Here is a 20809-nt window from a genome sequence, read left to right as displayed (position 1 = left end):
GCCTCCCGCCACGCCGGCGAGACCGAGGCGCTGCCACAGCGAGCGCCGCAGCGGCAGCGCGGCGCGAATCCGTCTGGCCAGTTCAGGCGGCGCCTCGACCCGCAAATCCGCCTGTCTAAGCTGCGTGCTGGCCTCACGCTGTTGTTCAATCACTTCCTTGCACCGCGGACAGTCCGCCAGATGCCGCTCGACTTCGCGCGCCTCGAACAGGCTCAGTTCTTCATCGACATAGCCCGGTAGCAATTCAAACGCCTGTTCGTGATCCATCACGCCTCCTGATCCGTCGGTGCGAGCAGCATGGCCAGTTGCTGACGGCCACGCCCGAGGCGAGACATCACCGTGCCCATCGGAATCCCCACGATGGCGGCAATTTCCTTGTACGACAGCTCTTCAAGCTCCCGCAGCACCACAACCTCCCGATACTCCAGCCGCAAGCGCCTTAACGCCTGATGCACGCGCTTCTGGCTTTGACTGCGAATGAGCATTGCTTCAGGACTATCGTCGCGTTCAACCTGATCCACTTCGAGGCTATGCATGTCCTCCTCGAACATCGTGGTATCCGCTGCATGCCCCCGATTCTGCTGATGCCACGTATAAAACGTGTTGCGCACGATGCTCAACAGCCAGGCGCGCGCATCCTCGCCACGAAAGCCGCTAAAAAACCGGAAAGCGCGCACGTACGCCTCCTGGACCACGTCCTGTGCGTCCTGGTCATTGTGTGTCAGCCAACGCGCGACATTGAAGGCCGAATTCATATGAGGCAATACGAGCGACTCGAAGCGCTTGGCTAGGGCTGGATCGGCCATTGTGAAATCCCTTCAGTACCCGCTTCCGTGACCGACAGTAACAAGACTGACGGCGTGTCGTTTTTATTCCCGAACGGTCGTAATAAATCGGATTTCCCTGCCTGACGGGCAGCGGAGCGGCGGCCGCGCGCTCCTTAACCCTGCTACATGGACGGCGCCACCTGATCCGCATGATACGACGAGCGCACCAACGGCCCCGCCACCACCTCGCGAAAACCCATCTGCAAACCCGCCTCGCGCCATCCGGCGAACACGTGCGGCGGCACATAGCGTCGCACCGGAGAATGAAAGCGCGACGGTGCAAGGTACTGGCCGATGGTCAGCACATCGACCTGATGCGCGCGCATGTCCGCCATCGTGTCGAGCAGTTCCGCATCGGTTTCACCGAGGCCCACCATCAGACCGGATTTGGTGACGAGCGCCGGGTTGGCCTGCTTGACCTGCGCGAGCAAGGCGAGCGAACCGCGATAGTCCGCCCCGGGTCGCACCGCCCGATATAGCGCGGGTACGGTTTCGATATTGTGATTGAAGACATCGGGCCACGCGCAGGCCAGCGCATCGAGCGCGCGCTCGATTCGGCCGCGAAAATCCGGCGTCAGGACTTCAACGCGGATACCGGGTACGCGCTCACGAAGCAACGCTATGCATTGCGCAAAATGCGCGGCGCCGCCATCGCGCAGATCGTCGCGGTCCACTGAGGTGATTACCACGTAGCGCAAGCCTAGCGCGGCGACTGCATCAGCAAGTCGCTCCGGCTCTTCACTATCCAGCGCCTCGGGCCGACCATGCGCCACATCGCAAAACGCGCAGCGCCGCGTACAGATCCCTCCCATGATCATGAATGTCGCGGTACGCTGCGCGAAGCACTCGCCGATATTCGGACACATCGCTTCTTCGCACACCGAATGCAAGCGGTGCTCGCGCAAAATTGCCGCCATCCCTGCTACCGTCTCGCTCATCATCGGCTTTGCGTGCAACCAGGGCGGCTTGGGCAGCGCCGCGCCATCCATGGGCACGATTTTCACCGGAATGCGTGCGAGCTTATCGCGGCCTCGCAGCCCATGCTGGCCCAACGCCGTGACGCTGTCGCCATGAAGCGCGGCGTCCATGCCTAAGCTCCGAGGAAGTCGTTTAACAGACGGTTCACTTCCGATGCAGCCTCCATTTGCACCATATGTCCTTTTCCATCGATCACATGAACCCGGATGTCGCCCGCAAGTCCTTTGGCGTGCGCCGCAGGGATGATCTGGTCCTGCGCACCCCAGATCACCAGTGTGCGCGGCGCGAGCGTCGCAAGCTGCTCACGATAGAGCCGACGCTGCACGTTGCCGTCGAATGCAGACGCCGCGATTTTCTGCAGCGACTCGTTCACGCCCTCCAGACGTTTGTACTTGACGATGTCCTCGATTAGCTGACGCGTTACGAGCGTGGGGTCCGCAAACAGCTTGCCCAGATGCGGTTTTAGCGTGTTGCGGCTGTTGCCAGCTACAAAGCCGTCGATATACGCGCGGTCGATTTCCGCACCCAGACCCGCGCCCGCAATCAACGACAACGAAGCGACGCGCTGCGGCGCCTTCTCCGCCACCGTCATGGCGACGAGACTCCCCATCGAATGCCCGATAAGGTGAGCCCGTTCGATCTTCTGGTCGTCGAGAAACGCGATCACGCTGGCCGCCAGTTCATCGGCATCGCCCCGCTCGACCGCTTTGCCCGATTCGCCGTGCCCCGGCAGATCGAGTGCCCAGACGGCACGATGCGCAGCGAGATCGCCGTGATTGAAGAGCCAGTTGTTCAAATCGCCACCGAACCCGTGGATCAACACCGCGGGTGTGCCGCCGTCACCCATCTTCAGATAGCGCACCGTGCGCCCGCCAATCTGCGCTTTTTCCGGTTGCGGGCCTGCCTCAGCCGTGTCGGCGGTAAGCGGCACGAAGTCGCGTTGGAACGCTTCCACCGCGGCGTCGATTTCACCTTCGGGCGTCTCTGCATCTGCAACCACGCCGAGCAGTGCACCGATTGGCAACGTGTCGCCCTCCTGCGCGATCTGTCTGCGCAGCGTGCCGTCGAACGCGCACTCGACACCGGACGAAATCTTGTCCGTCTCCACGTCGAGCAGTTCATCGCCTTTGCCGACCTTTTCGCCCAAGGATTTGAGCCATCCGTTGACCTGGCCTTGCTCCATCGACAGGCCCCACTTGGGCATCGTAATCATGTGAATCGGCATTGCTCAGCTCCTCACTTTCAAAACCGCTGCGGCGATCTGGTCTGCCGACGGGATGTACATGTCTTCGAGCACGCCTGAAAACGGTGCGGGGGTATGCGGCGCGGTCACGAGTTCGATGGGTGCCTTCAGCGAGTGGAAGGCGCGTTGTGCGACCAATGCAGCAATATCCGTTGCGATCGAGCAGCGTGGGTTCGATTCATCCACCACGACCACACGCCCGGTACGTTCCGCGCTTTCGAGAATCGTTTCCACATCGAGCGGAGAGGTGGTGCGCAGATCGATCACTTCCACCTGAATGCCGTCTTTGGCAAGCTTTTCGGCTGCCTCGGTCGACGTATGCACCATCCGCCCATAGGTCACGAGGGTGACGTCGTCGCCTTCGCGCACCACGTTTGCTTCACCGAACGGAATTGCGTACGACTCTTCCGGCACATCACCTTCGCGGCCGTAGAGCATTTTGTGCTCGCAGAAAATCACCGGATCGTTGTCGCGGATCGCCTGAATCAGCAGCCCCTTGGCATCGTACGGGGTAGACGGACATACGACTTTGAGCCCCGGTATGTGCGTAAACAGCGAGGTGAGCATTTGCGAATGCTGAGCCGCGGCGCGCAGGCCAGCGCCCTGCATCGCGCGAATCACTACGGGTGTGACGGCCTTGCCGCCGAACATGTAACGAAACTTGGCGGCCTGATTGAAGATCTGATCGAAGCACACGCCCATGAAGTCGATAAACATCAGTTCCGCCACCGGACGCATACCGCACGCGGCTGCGCCCACCGCCGCACCGATATATCCGCCTTCGGAGAGCGGCGTATCGAGCACGCGCCCCGGATATTTGTGAAAGAGCCCCTTCGTCACACCGAGCACGCCGCCCCATGCATCCTGCTCGCCGGGCGAACCGGCGCCGCCCGCATTGTCTTCACCCATCACGATGACGCTTTCATCACGCGCCATCTCCTGACTCAGCGCTTCGTTGATCGCCTGAGAAAATGTGATCTTCCGTGCCATGTCTGTCTCCTGATCGGTTAGGTTTGCAGTTCGCTTTACGGGTATGACACGTAGACGTCGGTCAGCAGGTCCTCGGCAGTCGGCAGTGGCGCGGCCTTGGCTTCGCTCACTGCACCGTCGATCAACTGCTTGACCTGCGCATCGATACCGCGCAATTCGTCAGAGGTCAGCATTTCCGCACGCACCACACGTTCCTCGAAACGCTTCAGACAGTCCTTTTCGTCACGCAGCTTCTGAACTTCACCCGGCGCACGATAGGTCTGCGCATCGCCTTCGAAGTGGCCGAAATAACGGGAGAACTTCACTTCGACAAGTGTCGGCCCGCCGCCGTTACGCGCCCGCTCAATCGCTTCACCCAACGCTTCGTGAACCGCGAAGAAATCGAACCCATCGACAATCACGCCTGGCATGCCGAAGCCGCTGGCCCGGTCAGCAATGTTGTCGGTCGCCACCGACCACGTAGACGAAGTCGCCTCAGCGTATCCGTTGTTCTCTGCGACAAAGATCGCAGGCAGGCGCCACACTGAAGCGAGATTCAGCGATTCGAAAATCACGCCCTGGTTCGACGCGCCATCGCCGAAAAAACAAACGCCGACGCCGCCACTCTTCTTGTACTTCGCGGCAAGCGCCGCACCGCAGATCAACGGACCACCTGCGCCCACAATGCCATTCGCGCCCAACATGCCTTTCGACAGATCGGCGATATGCATGGAGCCGCCTTTACCGTGGCATACCCCCGTCTTGCGGCCATAGATTTCGGCCATCATGCCGCGCACGTCCACGCCCTTTGCAATGCAATGGCCGTGACCGCGGTGTGTGGTGGCCACATAGTCCGCGTCGTTCAGATGCAACATTGTCCCCACTGCCGACGCCTCTTCGCCTGCGTACAAGTGCACGAATCCGGGAATTTCGCCAGTGGCGAACTCCACATGCAGACGCTCCTCGAATTCGCGGATCGTGCGCATCATCCGGTACGCCTCCAGCAGCTTTTCCTTGCTCAACTGACTCGAAACCGACATGGTGTGTCTCCTTGGAATGGATCAAATGCACTGCCTGCTGCCATGAGCGTCAAGCAACGATTCTGGCGTTGCTTGCGCCGACTGCCTCGCCTGCCTGTTACCTGGTTGTGCTTGCCGCCGTAATGCGGCGGACAGTGTCCGTTTCAAAAGCCGCCTCGCGCATCAGTTGACGGGATGCGGAATAACGCAGCGTGCGCTCGACATCGACGGTCAGTGGGCCGCCCCAGTCGAGCGAGATCTCGTAGCGGTCATCGCGCTCGAGTTCGATTTCACGCTCCCCATCGAAAGCGAGCGTGCCGTGTTCGGTATGCAGCGGCGTCCATACGCCAACTTCGAAGCGCTCGCAGGTGCGCATCGTCACCCGCTCGACGCGGCCCGGCGCGATGGGCGCCACCAGCGGCACGCCGCCCTCGCCGCGACCGGCAAAGCTCAAATGCAGGCCATGCGATGCCGTGCGCTCTACCGGCGCCCACGCGCCGCCAATCGACGACAGACCGATGCCGTCGGGCGCCGCGAATGTAAGGAAGAGTGTTTCGATATCGCCCGGCTCAGACACCGCTCGCGCACCTACGAAACGTTGCCGGCTCACGCATACATCGACCAGAGCGATCTCTTCGCGTCCCAGATTGGGTCCCGCTACGCAGCGCACCACGAGGCGCTTGTTGCGAGTCAAGGCCACCTCCGCCGGCACAGCGCCGGAGGCCACCAGCGCGCCCGCAAGGCCCGCGACGGTGGCCTCGCGCAAATCCGGAAAGGCGTTGTTGGTGCCGGTGGAAAGCGTCAGCAACGGTACATCGCCGCAGTGCGCCGCGACCGCGCGATGAGTGCCGTCGCCGCCGAGCACGGCGATGAGTTGCACCCCAGCACGCACCATCGCGGCGACTCCGGCGTGGGTGTCCGCGACGCTGTCGGAAATGGGCTGATCAATGAATTCGACTTCGGGCCAGCGCTGCTGCTCGCCAATCGTGTTGTGCGTGTCGAGTGCGCGCAGCAGGAGTGCCGCGACGCCGGTTCGGTCACGCAGCGTCAGCACGCGCTCAACGCCGAGGACGCCCAGGCCGGCGAGCAGACGCACGACCATATTGGCTTTTTCCGAGGTCGGAAATACCGAGGCGTGACTGGTGAGGCGACGAATGTCGCGCCCCGACGCGGGGTTCGCGACCACACCGACGGTGATGGGCGATGGCACTGTCCTGTCTCCTGCATTTGTCTGCTATCGCGCCATCAAACCCGGCGCTTTGTGATGACAAACACACTGCAAAGGCTGTGCCAAAACGCGCTTGATCTCACGAAGAACCGCGAAAACCGCTTGTTTAAAGGGGTTCCAGCGCGAATGCCTTGATCGTTAGGGTCTGATGTGTGGAGCGGCGCGGTGCTCGAGACGTCTCACCCATGTGTCGCGCGGCGGTTGACCCGTCTTACCAGTCTCGCCCTGAACCGCGCACAGGCAAGCCACACGGCCCTGAGGCCGCTTGAACGCCCGTCTCACGCTCACCTGAGACAAACGTCTCAGCCGTCTCGTATGCTGCAATGCGGTGTGATTCGCCTGCGCGGATGTGCTACAAGAACAGCCTGCACTGACCGCGTTGTTCGACGGGAGCCAACCATGCCCTACGCCCCACAAACGCAGCACGTCGACCGGGTGCGCGGCGCCATCGAAGGGCGCCTGCCCGCGCCTGCCGGGTCGCCACGCCTTGTGTCGTCATGGCAGCGCTCGTTCGAAGAATATCGACTTGACCCAAGTTCGGCCATCGGTCCGCGTGTCCTCACGTCTGCTGAACTGCGTGAGGTTCAAGGCAAGGAGGAAGCGTTTCTGCGCGCCTCGGGGCAATGTCTGACGCGGCTGCACGACATGATTCGCGTCGCCGATTACTGCGTGATGCTGACCGACGCACACGGCGTGACCATCGACTACCGGATCGAGCGTGACCGCCGCAACGATTTCAAGCATGCGGGGCTGTACATTGGTTCATGCTGGTCGGAGCGCGAGGAAGGCACCTGTGGCGTGGCGAATGTGTTGACCGACCTCGCGCCGATCACGGTTCATAAAACCGACCACTTCCGCGCGGCCTTCACGACCCTCACCTGCAGTGCCGCGCCCATCTTCGCGCCGACCGGCGAGATGATCGGCGTACTCGATGCGTCAGCGGTGCAGTCACCGGATAACCGCGACAGTCAACGGCTGGTGTTTCAACTGGTACGTCAAAGTGCGGGACTGATCGAAGACGGCTATTTCCTCAACCAGACCACACAACACTGGATTCTGTTCGCGCATGCGAGCCGCAACTTCGTCGAAGCACAGCCCGAAGTCCTGATCGCCTTCGACGAATGCGGCAACCTCGTTGCTGCGAATCGCAAGGCGCACGAATGCATTCCGGGCCTGAGCGGTCCGCGCCATATCGATGATGTGTTCGATACGTCGAGCGTTCATCTGCACGATCTCGCCCGCACTGATGCCATCATTGGCTTGCGGTTACGCGCCACGGGCGCGACCCTCTATGCGCGTGTGCGTGCCCCGCTCAAACGCACAACGCGCGCGACGCGCGGCAGCGCGACTGCGAGCACGCCAGGCGAAACTCATACAGACCAGCACCTGGGTGCGATCGGTCGCTTCCTTCAAAGTGCCGACACATGCATCGCGCAGAACGCACAGGTCGCATTGCGACTCGCAGGCAAGCGACTGCCCCTCCTGATCCTTGGCGAAACCGGTGTCGGCAAGGAAGTCTTCGCGCACGCGGTGCACGATTCCAGTGGGCGATGCAACCGTCCCTTCGTAGCGGTGAATTGCGGTGCCATACCTGAATCACTGATCGAAAGCGAACTATTTGGCTATGCACCGGGTGCGTTCACCGGCGCGCGCAGTCGCGGCGCGCGCGGCAAAATTGTGCTGGCGCACACAGGTACGTTGTTTCTGGATGAAATCGGCGACATGCCGCTCAATCTGCAAACCCGCTTATTGCGAGTCCTCGCGGAAGGTGAAGTCTTGCCGCTGGGCGGCGAAACACCAGTGCGGGTGGATATTGACGTGATCTGCGCGACCCATCGCGACCTCGCAGCGATGGTGGCGCAAGGCATATTCCGCGAGGACCTGTATTACCGGCTAAGCGGTGCAACGCTACAGATGCCGCCGTTGCGCGAGCGCGCAGATATCCGGGATGTGATCGAAGCCGTGTTCGACGAAGAAGCGCAAAGCGCGGGCCACGTGCTCACGCTTGACCCGCAACTTACCGCTCGTCTATGCGACTTTGCGTGGCCCGGGAATATCCGCCAGCTACGCAACGTATTGCGGTATGCGTGTGCCGTATGCAATTCGACGCGCGTGGAATTGCGTCACGTCTCGCCGGATATCGCGGCGCTGCTGGCGCCCGACGGCAAGAGCGGGCCCCTGCTGCTGGGCGAGCCGGGCGACGAGCGCACACGCATTGTGGATGCGCTGACGCGACATCAATGGCGGCCCAACGCTGCGGCGCAAGCGCTTGGCATGTCACGCGCCACGTTATACCGGCGCATTACCAAACTCGGGATTGTTGGGCCGCATCGCAGGTAGTCCGCGAGGTGTTACTGCGACGCCTCGTCTTTTGGCGTGATCTGCACCGCTGCTGCGGAAATGAAAACAGCGTGGATGGTATCGCCGACCTTGATGTCCTTGAGATCGACATCCGGCCCGACCTCGAGCGTTTTCGTCTGATGAGCGCCACGCAGCGTGACGAGACGTTTCTTGTGGTCGATCTTCTGAACGGTGGCGAGTACTTCGATTTGACGCGCCGATCCAAATCCACCGGACGCGGGGGCGTAGACCTGGGTATCGACCCGTGCGCGGATACCTTTATTGGCGCCGGTGACCTTTTCGGCTTTGACGAGCACCGCGTTTTGATAAAGGATATCGACCCGATCACCGAGCTTCAGTTTGTCGAAGCCAACGACTTGCTGGCTGACCAGCACATCCACGGCATTCCCGCCGGGGCCTTCTAAAGTGAGCGAACGCGTACCCGGATCGATGCCGACGATTTCCGCGGTGACATGGACAGGCTGCGACACACCGACGATACCGCCCGTCGCGCTGGCGGGTTCATTCTGAGCCCAGCCAGGTTGACTCATGGAGACTGCCACCAGCAAGGCTGCACCGATCGTCGCTGCTTTCATCGAGGTTCTCCTTGAAAAGCCTGCACAAGTGTCGCCGGAAAATTCGAAAACGCCCGCATACAAGCGATATTTTGATGTCCACAAACTCAAGAGTACTTAGCGCACCGATTGTACATGCGGAATGAAGTGTGGCGAGTATCTGAAATGCAGCTTTCGAAATAACGACCGACCTGCATATGAAACGATAGCCGCCATTATTACGAAAGCGAAGCAAGCGAAGGGAATGAATAGGCGCAATGCAAATTAGATAAACCGTAACCATACGCATGCGTCAAACAGCGAACGCCCCGCTCAACGCGACCGGGCGAACGATTGACGACACTATGAATGGAGATCGAAGACGCATGCGATGTGGACGCGAGCCCCGCGAACCCACACAGAAGGAGATGCACCCAACGGCGGGGCGCGCAGCGCAACGCTGGAACGGATGAGTGCTGTGTCACAAACGCGGGTGATGCGAGAGCGGGACTCGTCTCGCACCACTCCGGTTTCACGACAGAGGTGGACACCTACAAGCTGGCGGTGTGAGCCCGCTTTCTTTGCTTACTTTCTTTGCGGCGGTGTACAGAAAGTGAGTGCCGCCCCGCACAGGGGCATCGCTAATAGGCCACTAAGCAATCAAGGAAAGGCCAAAAAACATAGCAAGAAAAGGCCAAAACAAAAAACCTTAAACCCTCTCAATAGCCACAGCAATCCCCTGCCCAACCCCAATACACATCGTACACAAAGCAAACCGCCCCTTAGTGCGCATCAACTGATACATAGCGGTAGTCACAAGCCGCGCCCCACTCATCCCAAGCGGATGCCCAAGCGCGATCGCCCCACCATTAGGATTAACGCGCGCATCATCATCGGCCACACCAAGCTCGCGCAACACCGCCAGGCCTTGCGAAGCAAACGCCTCATTCAGCTCGATAACATCAAACTGACCGATATTCATATTGAGCCGCGAAAGCAACTTCTGAGTAGCAGGCGCAGGCCCAATCCCCATCACACGCGGCGCGACACCTGCAGTAGCGATACCCAGAACGCGTGCCCGCGGCGTCAACCCAAACCGCTTTGCAGTTTCTTCGTTAGCCAGCAACAAAGCCGCAGCACCATCGTTGACACCAGAAGCATTCCCAGCCGTCACAGTACCATCCGCCCGCACAACACCCTTCAGCTTCGCAAGCATTTCAAGGCTTGTCTCACGCGGATGTTCGTCCTGAGAGACCACAAGCGGATCACCCTTCTTCTGCGCGATCGTCACCGAAACAATCTCTTGCGCAAGCGTCCCATCACGTTGCGCGCGAGCCGCCTTCTGCTGGCTGCGCAGCGCAAAGGCATCCTGATCGGCGCGGCTGATCTTGTAATCGGTGGCGACGTTCTCACCCGTTTCAGGCATCGAATCAACGCCATACATCTGCTTCATCAGCGGATTAACGAAGCGCCAGCCAATCGTCGTATCGTAGATATCAGCTTGCCGCGAAAACGCGCTGGTTGCCTTGCTCATCACAAAGGGCGCACGGCTCATGCTTTCGACACCGCCAGCCAGCATCAACGCGGCCTCACCCGATTTGATCGCGCGTGCCGCGATACCCACGGCGTCCATGCCCGAACCGCACAGTCGGTTGACCGTCGAACCCGGCACCGCTTGCGGCAAACCGGCGAGCAGCAGCGACATGCGCGCCACGTTCCGGTTGTCCTCGCCGGCCTGGTTTGCGCAGCCGTAAATGACGTCGTCGATGGCGCTCCAATCGACGTCCTTGTTGCGCTCCATCAGCGCCTTGAGCGGCACCGCGCCCAGGTCGTCAGCACGCACGGACGACAATGCGCCCGCGTAGCGGCCGATCGGGGTGCGAATTGCGTCGCAAAGGAAAGCTTCAGTCATGTGATGTCTCCAGTTGAATTCGGCTCGGCTTGCAACGTTACGCGAAGCGGTGTGGCCGGTGCATCGGCAACACGGCGATCTGCCTCTACGCGCTGACACGGCAAGCGGAAGGGAAGCCCGAAAAACCATGTCGCGGCGGTACCGCGAACGCCGGAACGTCTATCCGAGGATAGCAGGGATTGCTTTCAGACAAACTCGCATTTGTTCTACATGCGAACACTTAGTCGTATAACGAACATTTGAGAGACATAATAGGCGCGTGGGGGAAACCGTGTCAAGCGCACGGCGTCGCTACCAGGGAATACCAGTGAATGAAAACGGAGCCTGGAGAGGCACTTTTGGCGCCTCGACCTTGATGGGGGTTGCTGAGGTCGATACGCCCTGCTCGTCCGCATGGCGCTTTTGTCACTTACTGCCAGGGTGCGGGCACAACTGACCCAGGCGCTAAACCGTCTGAAGAAGCCCCGCTGTGGGCAATCAGCGAACTTCGATATGCTCGTCCTCGATGTAACTGCGGATCACATCCGCGAAACTGTGCTCCGCCATTAGTCCGAGTTGCTCCGCGCGCGTCGTGTCCCAGCGTCCCGGCCAACTGCTGACGATCTTTTCAATGCGTGGGTCGACCTTTATCTCGATGCGTTTCGCGACCTTCTCGCCCGCGACTTCGCGCAGCGCTTCCACCATTTCATCAACACTCACCGAGATTCCGGGCAGATTCAACGCCCGTTGCATACCAAGCGCGGCCGCGTCGAGTTCGAGGCCGGCGATCAGGCAGGCTATCGCCTTGCGCGGCGACAGCAGCCATACGCGCGTATTACGCGGCACAGGGCAAATTGCGGCCTCACCGTTCAACGGTTCCCGAATAATGCCGCTCGCAAACGACGAAGCCGCCGCGTTCGGCTTGCCCGGACGTACGCTGATGGTAGGCAGTCGCAGCACCCGGCCATCCACGAAGCCACGTCGCGTATAGTCGTTCAGCAGCAGTTCCGCGATCGCCTTCTGCGCACCGTAAGACGATTGGGGATTGAGCGCGGTGTCGTTCTGCACGACATCGGGCATCTCGCCTCCATACACCGCAACCGAACTGGTGAACACCACGCGCGGCCGATGGCCTCGCAGACGACAGGTTTCCAGCAACACGCGCGATGCATCGAGATTGATGCGCATGCCGAGATCGAAATCCGCCTCGGCCTGACCGCTGACAATCGCCGCCAGATGAAAGATCACCGAGGTCTCATCGTCAATCAGACCTTCGAGCACGCTGCGCTCGGCAATATCGCCGACTTCCGAGCGAACCCTGCTGTCTTCGAAGCCCGTGGCGGGCACCACATCGAGTAACACGAGTTCAGTAATAGGCTGCGGCTCGCCGAGCGGCCCCTTCACTTCGCCGCGCGCCAGCAGTTCGCGCGCAAGACGCTGGCCGAGAAATCCTGCACCACCGGTGATCAGCACTTTCATAATATTCGTCGTCCTGATGGATTTTAAATCTCGTCGGTTGATTGGCTCAGGCGTTGCGTTGCAAATACGATCGGAGCCAGCCAAGTCCTTCGGAAGTCCCCGCACGCGGCCAGTATTCGCAGCCAATCCAGCCGTCGTAACCTAATGTGTCGATCAGCTCGAACAGGTATGGGTAATTCAGTTCTCCGTGATCCGGCTCATGCCGCTCCGGCACGCCAGCGACCTGGATATGACCGATGCCCGCCATATCGCGTTTTAGTTTCATCGCTAGATCGCCTTCCATGATCTGGCAGTGATAGCAGTCAAACTGTACCTTCAGATTGGGCGCGCCAACTTCCGCGCAAATGGCCTGCGCATCATCCTGACGGTTGAGAAAGTAGCCGGGCATGTCGCGCGTGTTGATGGGTTCAATCACGATCAATACGCCTTCCGCCTGTGCATTTCGCGCCGCGTACGCAAGATTCTGAAGATACAGTTCGCGATGCCGTTCGCGCGACTGGTCGGCACCAATCAGGCCGGCCATCACATGCAGTTTGCGATTCCCGAGCACACGCGTGTATTCGAGCGCGGTATCGATCGCGCGGCGAAACTCGTCCTCTCGACCCGGCAACGACGCCATGCCGCGCTCACCCGCAGCCCAGTCGCCGGGCGGTGCATTGAAGAGTGCCTGTGTGAGACCGTAACCGTCGAGCCTCGCCTTGATCTCGGTGGCCGGGAAATCATAAGGAAACAGGTATTCCACCGCCTTAAAGCCGTCTCGCGCCGCAGCCGCGAAACGCTCGAGGAACCCGTGCTCGTTGTACATCATCGTTAGATTGGCAGCAAAGCGAGGCATCGCAACAACTCCTTATATCGTCGTATCGCAAGACACCGTGCGCGTCCTGCACGCGGCGCTCGGGCCGCTGCTATTCATCAAACCGGCGTCGCCAGTGCTACCACCTTCACCACCGTTACCAGCGCGCACCGAAAACGCTGCGCAATTCTTCAAGCGCATCGGCACCAAGCGGCGCAGGTCGCGGATGCGTCATCAACCACAGGCGCGCGGTCTCTTCAAGTTCTTCGAGTGCGTACGATGCGTGGGCCACTGACCGCTCCCAAAGCACCGGCCCAAGGCGTTCAAGTAATACGCCGCGCACGCTGTCAGCTAGCGCGGCGATCCGTTGCGCAACCTCTGGGTCGCCTGGACGCTGATAGCGGATCAGCGGGATGTGGCCAACTTTCATCACATAGTACGGCGTGATCGGCGGCAACACGTCCGTCTCGCTCCATACGCCCGCCAGGCTCAATGCCACCAGATGCGTCGAATGGGTATGCACAATGCCGCGTGTTTGCGGATTGCGTGCGTAGATGCCGCGATGCAGCGCCAGCGTCTTCGACGGCTGGCCGCCGGACACAGTGTGACCATCGGCGTCGACCTTGGCAATAAAAGCGGGATCGAGCCGGCCGAGGCACGCGTCGGTCGGCGTGATCAGCCAGCCATCGTCGACGCGCGCGCTGATATTGCCTGCCGTGCCCACCGTATAGCCGCGGTGATACAGGCTCGCGCCGATCGTGCAGATTTCTTCACGCACCCGCGATTCGTCGCCGGATACGACAGCCGCGGTCATGTTGAAGCCCCGTTGAGATGGCGCAGCGCCTTGGCGAAGAAATCAACACTGCCGAAATTTCCAGACTTGAGGGCAAGAGCGAACCGCGTTTCGCCTTTGTTCGCGATGGTTGCGGTGGCCGGCACGCCCGGATCGATTTGCGCGCCAATGCGTAGCGTATGGACACCCAGCGTCTGCACTACCGCCCCCGAGGTCTCGCCGCCCGCTACCACGAACTTGCGCACGCCCAGTTCGCGCAAGCCGCGCGCGATCGAAGCGAGCGTGCTTTCCACCAGGTGCCCAGCTGCCTCGGCTCCGAGTTCGCGCTGCACGACCTTGACCTCCTCAGGTGTTGCCGTCGCGTAGATCAGCACCGGCTGCGCGCTGCTCAAGTGTTCCCGGGCAAATGCGAGTGCCTCTTCGACTACAGACTCGCCACGCGCGACCGCCAGCGGATCGATCCGGAACGCGGGCCGCGACTCGCGCCACGCGGCCACCTGAGCATTGGTGGCCTTTGACGCGCTGCCGGCAAGCACAGCTGAGAGTCCTTCGACCGGCGGCAGTTGCCCTGCGTCCGCAGTTTGCGTCAACAATCCCGCGCGACGGAAGTTCTCTGGCAGACCGAGTGCCATGCCCGAGCCGCCCGTGATTAGCGTGAGGTTTGCGCAGGCCTCGCCGAGGGTGTACAGATCGTCGTCGCTGAGGGCGTCGGCGATCGCCATGCGCACACCGTCGCGGCGCAACGCATTGAATGCCTCATGGACAGCCATTACACCGCGCGCCAGGACGTCATAGCGCACTAAGCCAACCTTAGATGCAGTCTGCTGCTGCAAGACACGCACCAGGTTTGCATCGGTCATGGGAGTGAGGGGATGGTGTTCCATGCCCGATTCGTTGAGCAACAGGTCCCGCACAAACAGGTGACCGCGATAAATCGTGCGCCCGTTCTCAGGAAATGCCGGACAGGCAATCGTAAAAGCATCCGCACCAGTCTGCTGTTCTGACGTTAATGAGGATTCCACAGCGAATGAATCCGAAAGCGCATCGAGCAGCGCATCCGCCACTGGGCCGATATTGCCCGCATCGGTCGAATCGAAGGTCGAACAGTATTTGAAAAAGAACTGGCGGCATCCTTGCGCACGCAACCAGTCAAGCGCAGCGAGTGCTTGCGCGATGGCATCCGCAACCGGAATGGTGCGCGATTTCATCGCAACCACAAGCGCGTCTGCTTCCACCGGCTCATCGCCTCGCGGCACGCCGATGGTCTGCACGGTACGCATGCCGCCGCGCACCAGCATGTTGGCGAGATCCGTCGCGCCGGTGAAGTCGTCAGCAATGCATCCGAGCAGCGCTCCTGTCCTGGCAGTGGTCATGTCAGTTTGACTCCGGTTATGACTGCGCCACAGGCACATCGATGCCAGGGAAGATCTTGATCACCGCCGAGTCGTCCTCGCCGCCATAGCCCGCCGCCGACGCCATCATGAACATCTGATGCGCCGCGGCCGATAGCGGTAGCGGGAATTTCGAACGGCGCGCGGTATCGAGCACGAGCCCCAGATCTTTGACGAAGATGTCCACCGCCGACAGCGGCGTGTAGTCGCCCTTCAGAATATGCGGCACGCGGTTCTCGAACATCCACGAATTGCCTGCGCTATGCGTGATCACGTCGTAGAGTGCATCGGCATCGACGCCTTCGCGCAGGCCCAGCGCCATTGCCTCCGCAGCCGCCGCGATATGCACGCCCGCCAGCAACTGGTTGATGATCTTCACCTTCGAGCCCACGCCATGCGTGTCGCCGAGCCGGTACACCTTGCCGGCCATCGCCGCCAGCACGTCTTCGCAGGCGGCGTAGGCCGTCGCTGGACCGGACGTCATCATGGTCATTTCGCCTGACGCCGCCCGTGCCGCGCCACCCGACACGGGCGCATCGAGCATCTGCAGACCGGCTGCCTCGACCCGCTTACCCAGTTCGATTGCGAAGTCCGGGGAGACCGTTGCGCTCGCAATCACGACGCTGCCAGGCCTCATGCTGGCCACCGCGCCCTGCTCGCCGAACAGCACCGTATCCGTCTGCGCTGCGTTGACCACCAGCGTGATCACGACCTCGCACTGCGCGCCCAGTTCAGCGGGACTGGCGCAGGCTATTCCGCCATCCGCGGCAAAACTGTCCAGCACGGCGCGGCGCAGATCGCACGCGTGTACCCGAAGCCCCGCCCGCAGCAAGGAGCGGGCAACACCCAGCCCCATGGCACCGAGACCTATCACTCCGACGTTTCTGGACATGCTTGACTCCAGATTGAGCGCATTACGTTTGGTACTTCGTTTTTACGGCAACAACCCTTTCAAACGCGACGATCAAGGATTAACGGCCAAGAGAAAAACCAGGCAAGCCGGGCCTCAACAGATGCCCGCCTCGGACAAACGGCGTGCGGCGTTGTACATATGCGTGCGAGCAGCATTGCGCGCCGCCATCGGATCGCCGGCGCGAATCGCAGCGACAATCGCCGCATGCTCTTCGCGCACCTGACGCGAAAAGTCCTCGCGCAGCGCCTCATTGCGGCGTGTGACCATGGTTCCCGCCTCGAGATACTGGTTCAGGAAGGCGAGCGTCTTAAGGAAATACGGATTTCCGGTCGCCCCGGCGATAGCGCGATGGAAAGCCACGTCCTGCGCAACGCCGTCGTCGCCCTCGGCTACCGCCTCGTCGATCTTCGCGAGCGCGGTGTCGATCGACACCATGTCCGCGTCGCTGCGGCGCATCGCGGCTTCCGAGGCCACTTCGGCTTCAATGGCCCGGCGTAGCGCCAGAATCTGCAGCACCGAACCGGCCTCGACCGCTTCTGCATAGTCGATGCGCAACGGCCGGATCGCGCCATGCGCCGCGATGAACACGCCACTACCCTGGCGTGGCACCACCACGCCCTCATTCTTCAGCCTGGAAATCGCTTCACGAATCACCGTACGGCTGACGCCAAACTGTGTGGCCAGCACCGCTTCGGTGGGCAGCTTGCCGCCGCGCGCAAACGCGCCCTTGTCGATCTGCTTGAGCAGTTGCTGGGCAACCGTGTCGCTTAATGCCCGGGCGGGGATCTTCTCGAACATGCTGCCTCGATTCGTCATGTTATCGGGTTATCATACAAATTTTCGAAAGCATTTACATCCAGCAAAACCCTGGTGTAGCTATGCCGTGAGCACGCTCCGAAGGCGGCTATCAAATCTGCTGCATTGCCGGCTCTCAGCCACCACAACCCCACACCGCGCGACAGATGCCCTGACCTCATACAAATTCGGCGAGGTTGGCGAAATGGAACGCATAAGCTATCTTCACGGCTTTCTGCGCCCTCGCGCAGGCAGGGCACTGCTGCGCGCCTTGTGCGCGCCCTATCCAGCCGCAGCAGCCCCGATATTCCATGCATTCCTGAAGAGGCTTATGAGCAAAGTCCCCCAAGCGACTCCAGACGATCCGGTCACCGCCGCCGACGCTCCGGACAAACCGGGCGACTCCTACGTGCAGTCGTTCGCGCGCGGCCTGGCCGTGATTCGCGCCTTCAACGCGGAACGACCCGAACAGACGCTCACCGACGTAGCCGCCGCCACCGGCCTCACGCGTGCGGGCGCGCGGCGTATTCTGCTGACCTTGCAGACGCTCGGCTATGTCGAAGCGGAAGGCCGACTGTTTCGTCTCACGCCGAGGATCCTGGATCTCGGCTTCGCCTATCTGACCTCCATGCCGTTCTGGAATCTAGCCGAACCGGTCATGGAAGGTCTGTCGGCACAGGTCCACGAAAGCTGCTCTGCAGCCGTGCTCGATCGCACCGAAATCGTCTATGTGCTGCGTGTGCCGACCCACAAGATCATGACCATCAACCTGTCGATCGGCAGCCGCTTGCCGGCGTATTGCACGTCAATGGGCCGCGTGCTGCTTGCTGCGCTCGACGACGAGACGCTCGACGCGACGCTCAACTCCGCACCGTTGTACGCGCACACGGCACGCACCATTACCGACAAGGAAGAGTTGAAGAAGGTGATTGCCCAGGTGCGTCGTCAGGGCTGGGCAATCGTCGATCAGGAATTGGAGGGTGGACTGATTTCACTGTCCGCGCCGATTCGCAACCGGCAAGGACGGGTGATTGCGGCGATGAATATCAGCGGTAATGCGCAGCGCAATTCCGCCAGGCAGATGGTGAAAGCGTTCCTGGAACCGCTACAACAAGCCGCGCAGAACGTCTCGGATCTGGTGGCGCGGCGGGGCTAAGGACGCGGGTATTGGTCAGAGTCCGTACCGTACAGCGCCGCGTACGACATCCACGAATTCGCGGCCTGCGTCTTCGAGGACGCCAGAGTTGTCGATGGTGGTCAAACGCACGCCGTCGGGCAGCGAGAACGGTGCCTGCCGGGCAAGGCGCGCTGCGACCTGTTCCGCGCTTTCCCGGGCCCGCGCGCCAAGTCGCGCCGCGAGCACATGCGGCGCTGCGTCGACATGCACAACATCCACTGCCGGATAACGCTCCAGCGTGTGCTTCAAGTGCTGACGCGATCCGTTGATGACCACCGTGCAGCCGCGCTCGAGCCAGGCATCGAGTTCGATGCCAATGCCATAGCGCAGCCCATGGCTGGACCATTCCAGCGCGAAAAGGCCGAGCGCCGAACGGGCCGCAAACTCTTCGTCAGTCAACGCCACGTGATCCTCACCGTTGCCGCTGGGCCGCGTGATGTAACGATGCGCAAACAGCACGGGCTCATTCCTGACCCGCTGCCGCGCGAAACCAAGCAGTGCGTCCTTGCCCGCGCCGGACGGACCCATTACGTAGATTAAGCGGCCGTTCATGGCTTGCTCCTCTCACCTGACTGAAACGGCAAACGCTGCCAGAGCACAAACGGCTGACCCGCTGCGGGTTCCACGAAAAGTGCGGCACTATCGATCACAAGCGGACCGAGTTCGGCAACCCGTTTTTGCCACCAGGCGACCAGAGCGGCGCGTTCATCGGCAGCGTCGAGTGAACTGGATAAGGTCATATGGAAACGAAATTCCTCGAACACATACGGATATCCCCATTCGACGAGCAAGGCACGCTGACGTTCCGTCAGCGGCGCGGCGAGACGGCGCGCCAGATCCACGGCGGAGGGCGCAGCCCGCAAACTGTCAAGCGTACGCAGCGCGCCGGATGCCAGCGCACGCATGCCTGACTCGCCGTCCTCCGTTGCAGGACGCAGCGCGACGAAGTCACCCAGTGTCGCGGCTTCCACGGATAGAACGGAGGGCTCTTGATCTACCGCCCACCGACGGGCCTCGTTCAGTACAGCATACGAGGTGACACCGTCAGCCAGACGAAAGGGTGCGAGCAACGTACCGTGCCAGCCATAACGGCGCGGCGCCTGCGTCAGTTCGGCCACCGGACGAGCCACGGTGGGCGGCTGCGGCGCGGTGTAAGCCACGCCCGTTTCCACGTCAGTACCGAGCCATTCGCAACCTGCATGCCACCACGGCGAAGTGCGCGATGGCGCGTAATACACTGCAAAACGCGCATCGGCGGCCCACTGAACCTCGTCGTTACCTGCCCATGCTGAGGCGTCCATTGCGGCGCTCATACTTCGTGTTCCACCATCAGTTGCACGCGATCCGCCGCGAAATGCGTAACGCCATATTTGATCGGCGTGCCCGCCAGATCGACGTCGACATTCTCGACCCACAGCACCGGTTGCTGCCGGTTGATGTTCAGACGCCGCGCCACTTCCGGCTCGGGCAACACGCTGCCGATCCGGCTCCATTTGCGCAGATAGTCGGCCACGCCGAATTCCGCCAACGCCTTGGTAATGCCGCCGGTGCGCTCCAGTACCTCCGGCAGGTCCGCGAAACGCGCGGCCGGATACCAGTTGCGCGCAAAGGTGAGCGGCACGCCGTCCGATTCATGCAGCGATTCGATCCGGTAGACCAGCGCGCCCGCGCGCAGCCCCAACGCCTTGGCAACATTCGGCTCCGCCTTCACACGCGCCGCCGACAGCATCGCCCCGCCTGCTGCGTGATGCTGCTGGCGGAGGTTTTCAGTGAAACGGGTGCGGCGGCCAATCGTATAGTCGATGGCGCCGGGTTGCACAAACGTGCCGCGCCCCTGCTCCACGCTGACGAGCCCAAGCGCCGCCAACCCGAGCATGGCGCGCCGCACAGTATGGCGGTTGACGTCGAAACGTTTGGCCAGTTCGCCTTCGCTCGGGAGGCGGCCGTCTTCGCCGAAGCCGCTCGCCGCAATTTCGGCCGCGAGGATCTGCTCGATCTGCCGCCACACGGCAACACCCGCACCACGTTCGAGCTGCGTGCCCGGCGCGGCGGTATCGTTCGATGTCATGGTGCTGTCATTCCCTTCAGTTCAAATATTCACTGTGACGTGCATTGTAGTGCGCAAGCCGTGATGGAAATATGAAATCACGTCCTGTACCGCAAACCCAACCAGTTTACCTCTAAACGTCTAGACGTTTAGATGAATAGATGGTCAAATGACTCTTCAATTGACCCTTCGCCGGATCACCAGGAACCCCGATGAGCGCTTCCTCTGCCTCAACCTCCTCCACCTCGCGGCGCGCATGGATGGCTGTGCTTGCACACACGTCCCGCGCCGAACTCGAAGCCGCCTTGAGCCGTGCGCTGGATGGTGCCACGCCGCCCGCATTCGACTGGCTGCGGCCGCCGGAAACCGGTC

At 61.4% G+C, this 20809-nt stretch carries 19 protein-coding genes and 2 pseudogenes; 3 read left to right on the top strand and 18 right to left on the bottom strand.

The window, feature by feature from the left end; genetic code table 11:
- From WCA85_RS03070 to WCA85_RS03040, 7 genes are all read right to left on the bottom strand, one after another.
- Nucleotides 1-267, bottom strand: a 267-nt coding sequence (locus WCA85_RS03070) for an anti-sigma factor family protein (protein WP_424061699.1), incomplete at its 3' end; no start/stop codon positions are given.
- Nucleotides 267-806 carry a sigma-70 family RNA polymerase sigma factor gene (locus WCA85_RS03065; protein WP_424061698.1) on the bottom strand — a complete coding sequence of 180 codons (540 nt, stop codon included), beginning with the start codon at nucleotides 804-806 and terminating at the stop codon, nucleotides 267-269. The genes WCA85_RS03070 and WCA85_RS03065, both read right to left, overlap by 1 nt.
- 143 nt (nucleotides 807-949) lie before the next feature.
- Nucleotides 950-1915: a lipoyl synthase gene (gene lipA, locus WCA85_RS03060; protein ID WP_424061697.1), complete on the bottom strand. Its 966-nt coding sequence runs from the start codon at nucleotides 1913-1915 to the stop codon at nucleotides 950-952.
- A gap of 2 nt (nucleotides 1916-1917) precedes the next feature.
- Nucleotides 1918-3030 carry an acetoin dehydrogenase dihydrolipoyllysine-residue acetyltransferase subunit gene (locus WCA85_RS03055; protein WP_424061696.1) on the bottom strand — a complete coding sequence of 371 codons (1113 nt, stop codon included), beginning with the start codon at nucleotides 3028-3030 and terminating at the stop codon, nucleotides 1918-1920.
- Nucleotides 3031-3033: 3 nt separating this feature from the next.
- Nucleotides 3034-4038 carry an alpha-ketoacid dehydrogenase subunit beta gene (locus WCA85_RS03050; protein ID WP_424061694.1) on the bottom strand — a complete coding sequence of 335 codons (1005 nt, stop codon included), beginning with the start codon at nucleotides 4036-4038 and terminating at the stop codon, nucleotides 3034-3036.
- A gap of 35 nt (nucleotides 4039-4073) precedes the next feature.
- Nucleotides 4074-5057, bottom strand: a complete 984-nt coding sequence (locus WCA85_RS03045) for a thiamine pyrophosphate-dependent dehydrogenase E1 component subunit alpha (RefSeq protein ID WP_424061692.1) — start codon at nucleotides 5055-5057, stop codon at nucleotides 4074-4076.
- A gap of 97 nt (nucleotides 5058-5154) precedes the next feature.
- Complete coding sequence (locus WCA85_RS03040) at nucleotides 5155-6246, bottom strand: ATP-NAD kinase family protein (protein WP_424061690.1); 1092 nt, start codon at nucleotides 6244-6246, stop codon at nucleotides 5155-5157.
- 417 nt (nucleotides 6247-6663) lie between these two features.
- Between WCA85_RS03040 and WCA85_RS03035 the strand changes: the two genes are divergently transcribed.
- Nucleotides 6664-8604 (top strand): sigma-54-dependent Fis family transcriptional regulator, encoded by a 1941-nt coding sequence (locus tag WCA85_RS03035; protein WP_424061688.1) that lies wholly within the window; start codon nucleotides 6664-6666, stop codon nucleotides 8602-8604.
- 11 nt (nucleotides 8605-8615) lie between these two features.
- Here WCA85_RS03035 and WCA85_RS03030 read toward each other — a convergent pair whose 3' ends face one another.
- The 8 genes and pseudogenes from WCA85_RS03030 to WCA85_RS02995 form a co-directional block, all read right to left on the bottom strand.
- Nucleotides 8616-9200, bottom strand: a complete 585-nt coding sequence (locus tag WCA85_RS03030; protein ID WP_424061700.1) for a hypothetical protein — start codon at nucleotides 9198-9200, stop codon at nucleotides 8616-8618.
- Nucleotides 9201-9867: 667 nt separating this feature from the next.
- Nucleotides 9868-11070, bottom strand: coding sequence for a 3-oxoadipyl-CoA thiolase (gene pcaF / locus WCA85_RS03025; RefSeq protein ID WP_424061686.1), 1203 nt, complete (start codon nucleotides 11068-11070; stop codon nucleotides 9868-9870).
- A gap of 477 nt (nucleotides 11071-11547) precedes the next feature.
- Nucleotides 11548-12528, bottom strand: a complete 981-nt coding sequence (gene denD / locus WCA85_RS03020; RefSeq protein ID WP_424061684.1) for a D-erythronate dehydrogenase — start codon at nucleotides 12526-12528, stop codon at nucleotides 11548-11550.
- Nucleotides 12529-12574: 46 nt separating this feature from the next.
- Nucleotides 12575-13363 (bottom strand): 2-oxo-tetronate isomerase, encoded by a 789-nt coding sequence (gene otnI / locus WCA85_RS03015; protein WP_424061683.1) that lies wholly within the window; start codon nucleotides 13361-13363, stop codon nucleotides 12575-12577.
- Nucleotides 13364-13478: 115 nt separating this feature from the next.
- On the bottom strand, nucleotides 13479-14135 hold the full coding sequence (locus WCA85_RS03010) for an aldolase (RefSeq protein ID WP_424061681.1): 657 nt from the start codon (nucleotides 14133-14135) through the stop codon (nucleotides 13479-13481).
- A complete protein-coding gene (otnK, locus tag WCA85_RS03005; protein WP_424061680.1) occupies nucleotides 14132-15487 on the bottom strand; it encodes a 3-oxo-tetronate kinase in 1356 nt (451 codons plus the stop codon). Before otnK ends, WCA85_RS03010 begins: the two co-directional genes overlap by 4 nt.
- 16 nt (nucleotides 15488-15503) lie before the next feature.
- A pseudogene (ltnD, locus tag WCA85_RS03000) lies at nucleotides 15504-16412 on the bottom strand (L-threonate dehydrogenase); the annotation flags it as partial.
- A 99-nt stretch (nucleotides 16413-16511) separates the two neighbouring features.
- Nucleotides 16512-17216, bottom strand: a complete 705-nt coding sequence (locus tag WCA85_RS02995; protein WP_424061679.1) for a FadR/GntR family transcriptional regulator — start codon at nucleotides 17214-17216, stop codon at nucleotides 16512-16514.
- 328 nt (nucleotides 17217-17544) lie between these two features.
- Between WCA85_RS02995 and WCA85_RS02990 the strand changes: the two genes are divergently transcribed.
- Nucleotides 17545-18369 carry an IclR family transcriptional regulator gene (locus tag WCA85_RS02990; protein WP_424061678.1) on the top strand — a complete coding sequence of 275 codons (825 nt, stop codon included), beginning with the start codon at nucleotides 17545-17547 and terminating at the stop codon, nucleotides 18367-18369.
- Between the two features lie 15 nt (nucleotides 18370-18384).
- Here the strand turns inward: WCA85_RS02990 and phnN are convergent, their stop codons facing one another.
- The 3 genes from phnN to phnF are packed head-to-tail and all read right to left on the bottom strand — an operon-like array spanning nucleotide 18385 to nucleotide 20458.
- The gene (gene phnN / locus WCA85_RS02985; RefSeq protein ID WP_424061677.1) at nucleotides 18385-18942 is read right to left on the bottom strand and encodes a phosphonate metabolism protein/1,5-bisphosphokinase (PRPP-forming) PhnN; all 558 of its coding nucleotides are present in this window, start codon (nucleotides 18940-18942) and stop codon (nucleotides 18385-18387) included.
- Nucleotides 18939-19691 (bottom strand): DUF1045 domain-containing protein, encoded by a 753-nt coding sequence (locus tag WCA85_RS02980; RefSeq protein ID WP_424061676.1) that lies wholly within the window; start codon nucleotides 19689-19691, stop codon nucleotides 18939-18941. The genes phnN and WCA85_RS02980 overlap by 4 nt, the downstream gene beginning before the upstream one ends.
- Before the next feature lie 8 nt (nucleotides 19692-19699).
- On the bottom strand, nucleotides 19700-20458 hold the full coding sequence (phnF, locus tag WCA85_RS02975; RefSeq protein ID WP_424061675.1) for a phosphonate metabolism transcriptional regulator PhnF: 759 nt from the start codon (nucleotides 20456-20458) through the stop codon (nucleotides 19700-19702).
- 191 nt (nucleotides 20459-20649) lie between these two features.
- On the opposite strand from phnF, the pseudogene WCA85_RS02970 reads away from it, so the two are divergent.
- Nucleotides 20650-20809, top strand: a pseudogene (locus WCA85_RS02970) (phosphonate C-P lyase system protein PhnG); the annotation flags it as partial.

It is taken from the genome of Paraburkholderia sp. (assembly GCF_049581445.1).
Taxonomy (GTDB): Bacteria; Pseudomonadota; Gammaproteobacteria; order Burkholderiales; family Burkholderiaceae; genus Paraburkholderia.
The sequence above is the reverse complement of the archived record's forward strand: the minus strand, read 5'-3'. Positions and strand labels throughout refer to the sequence as shown.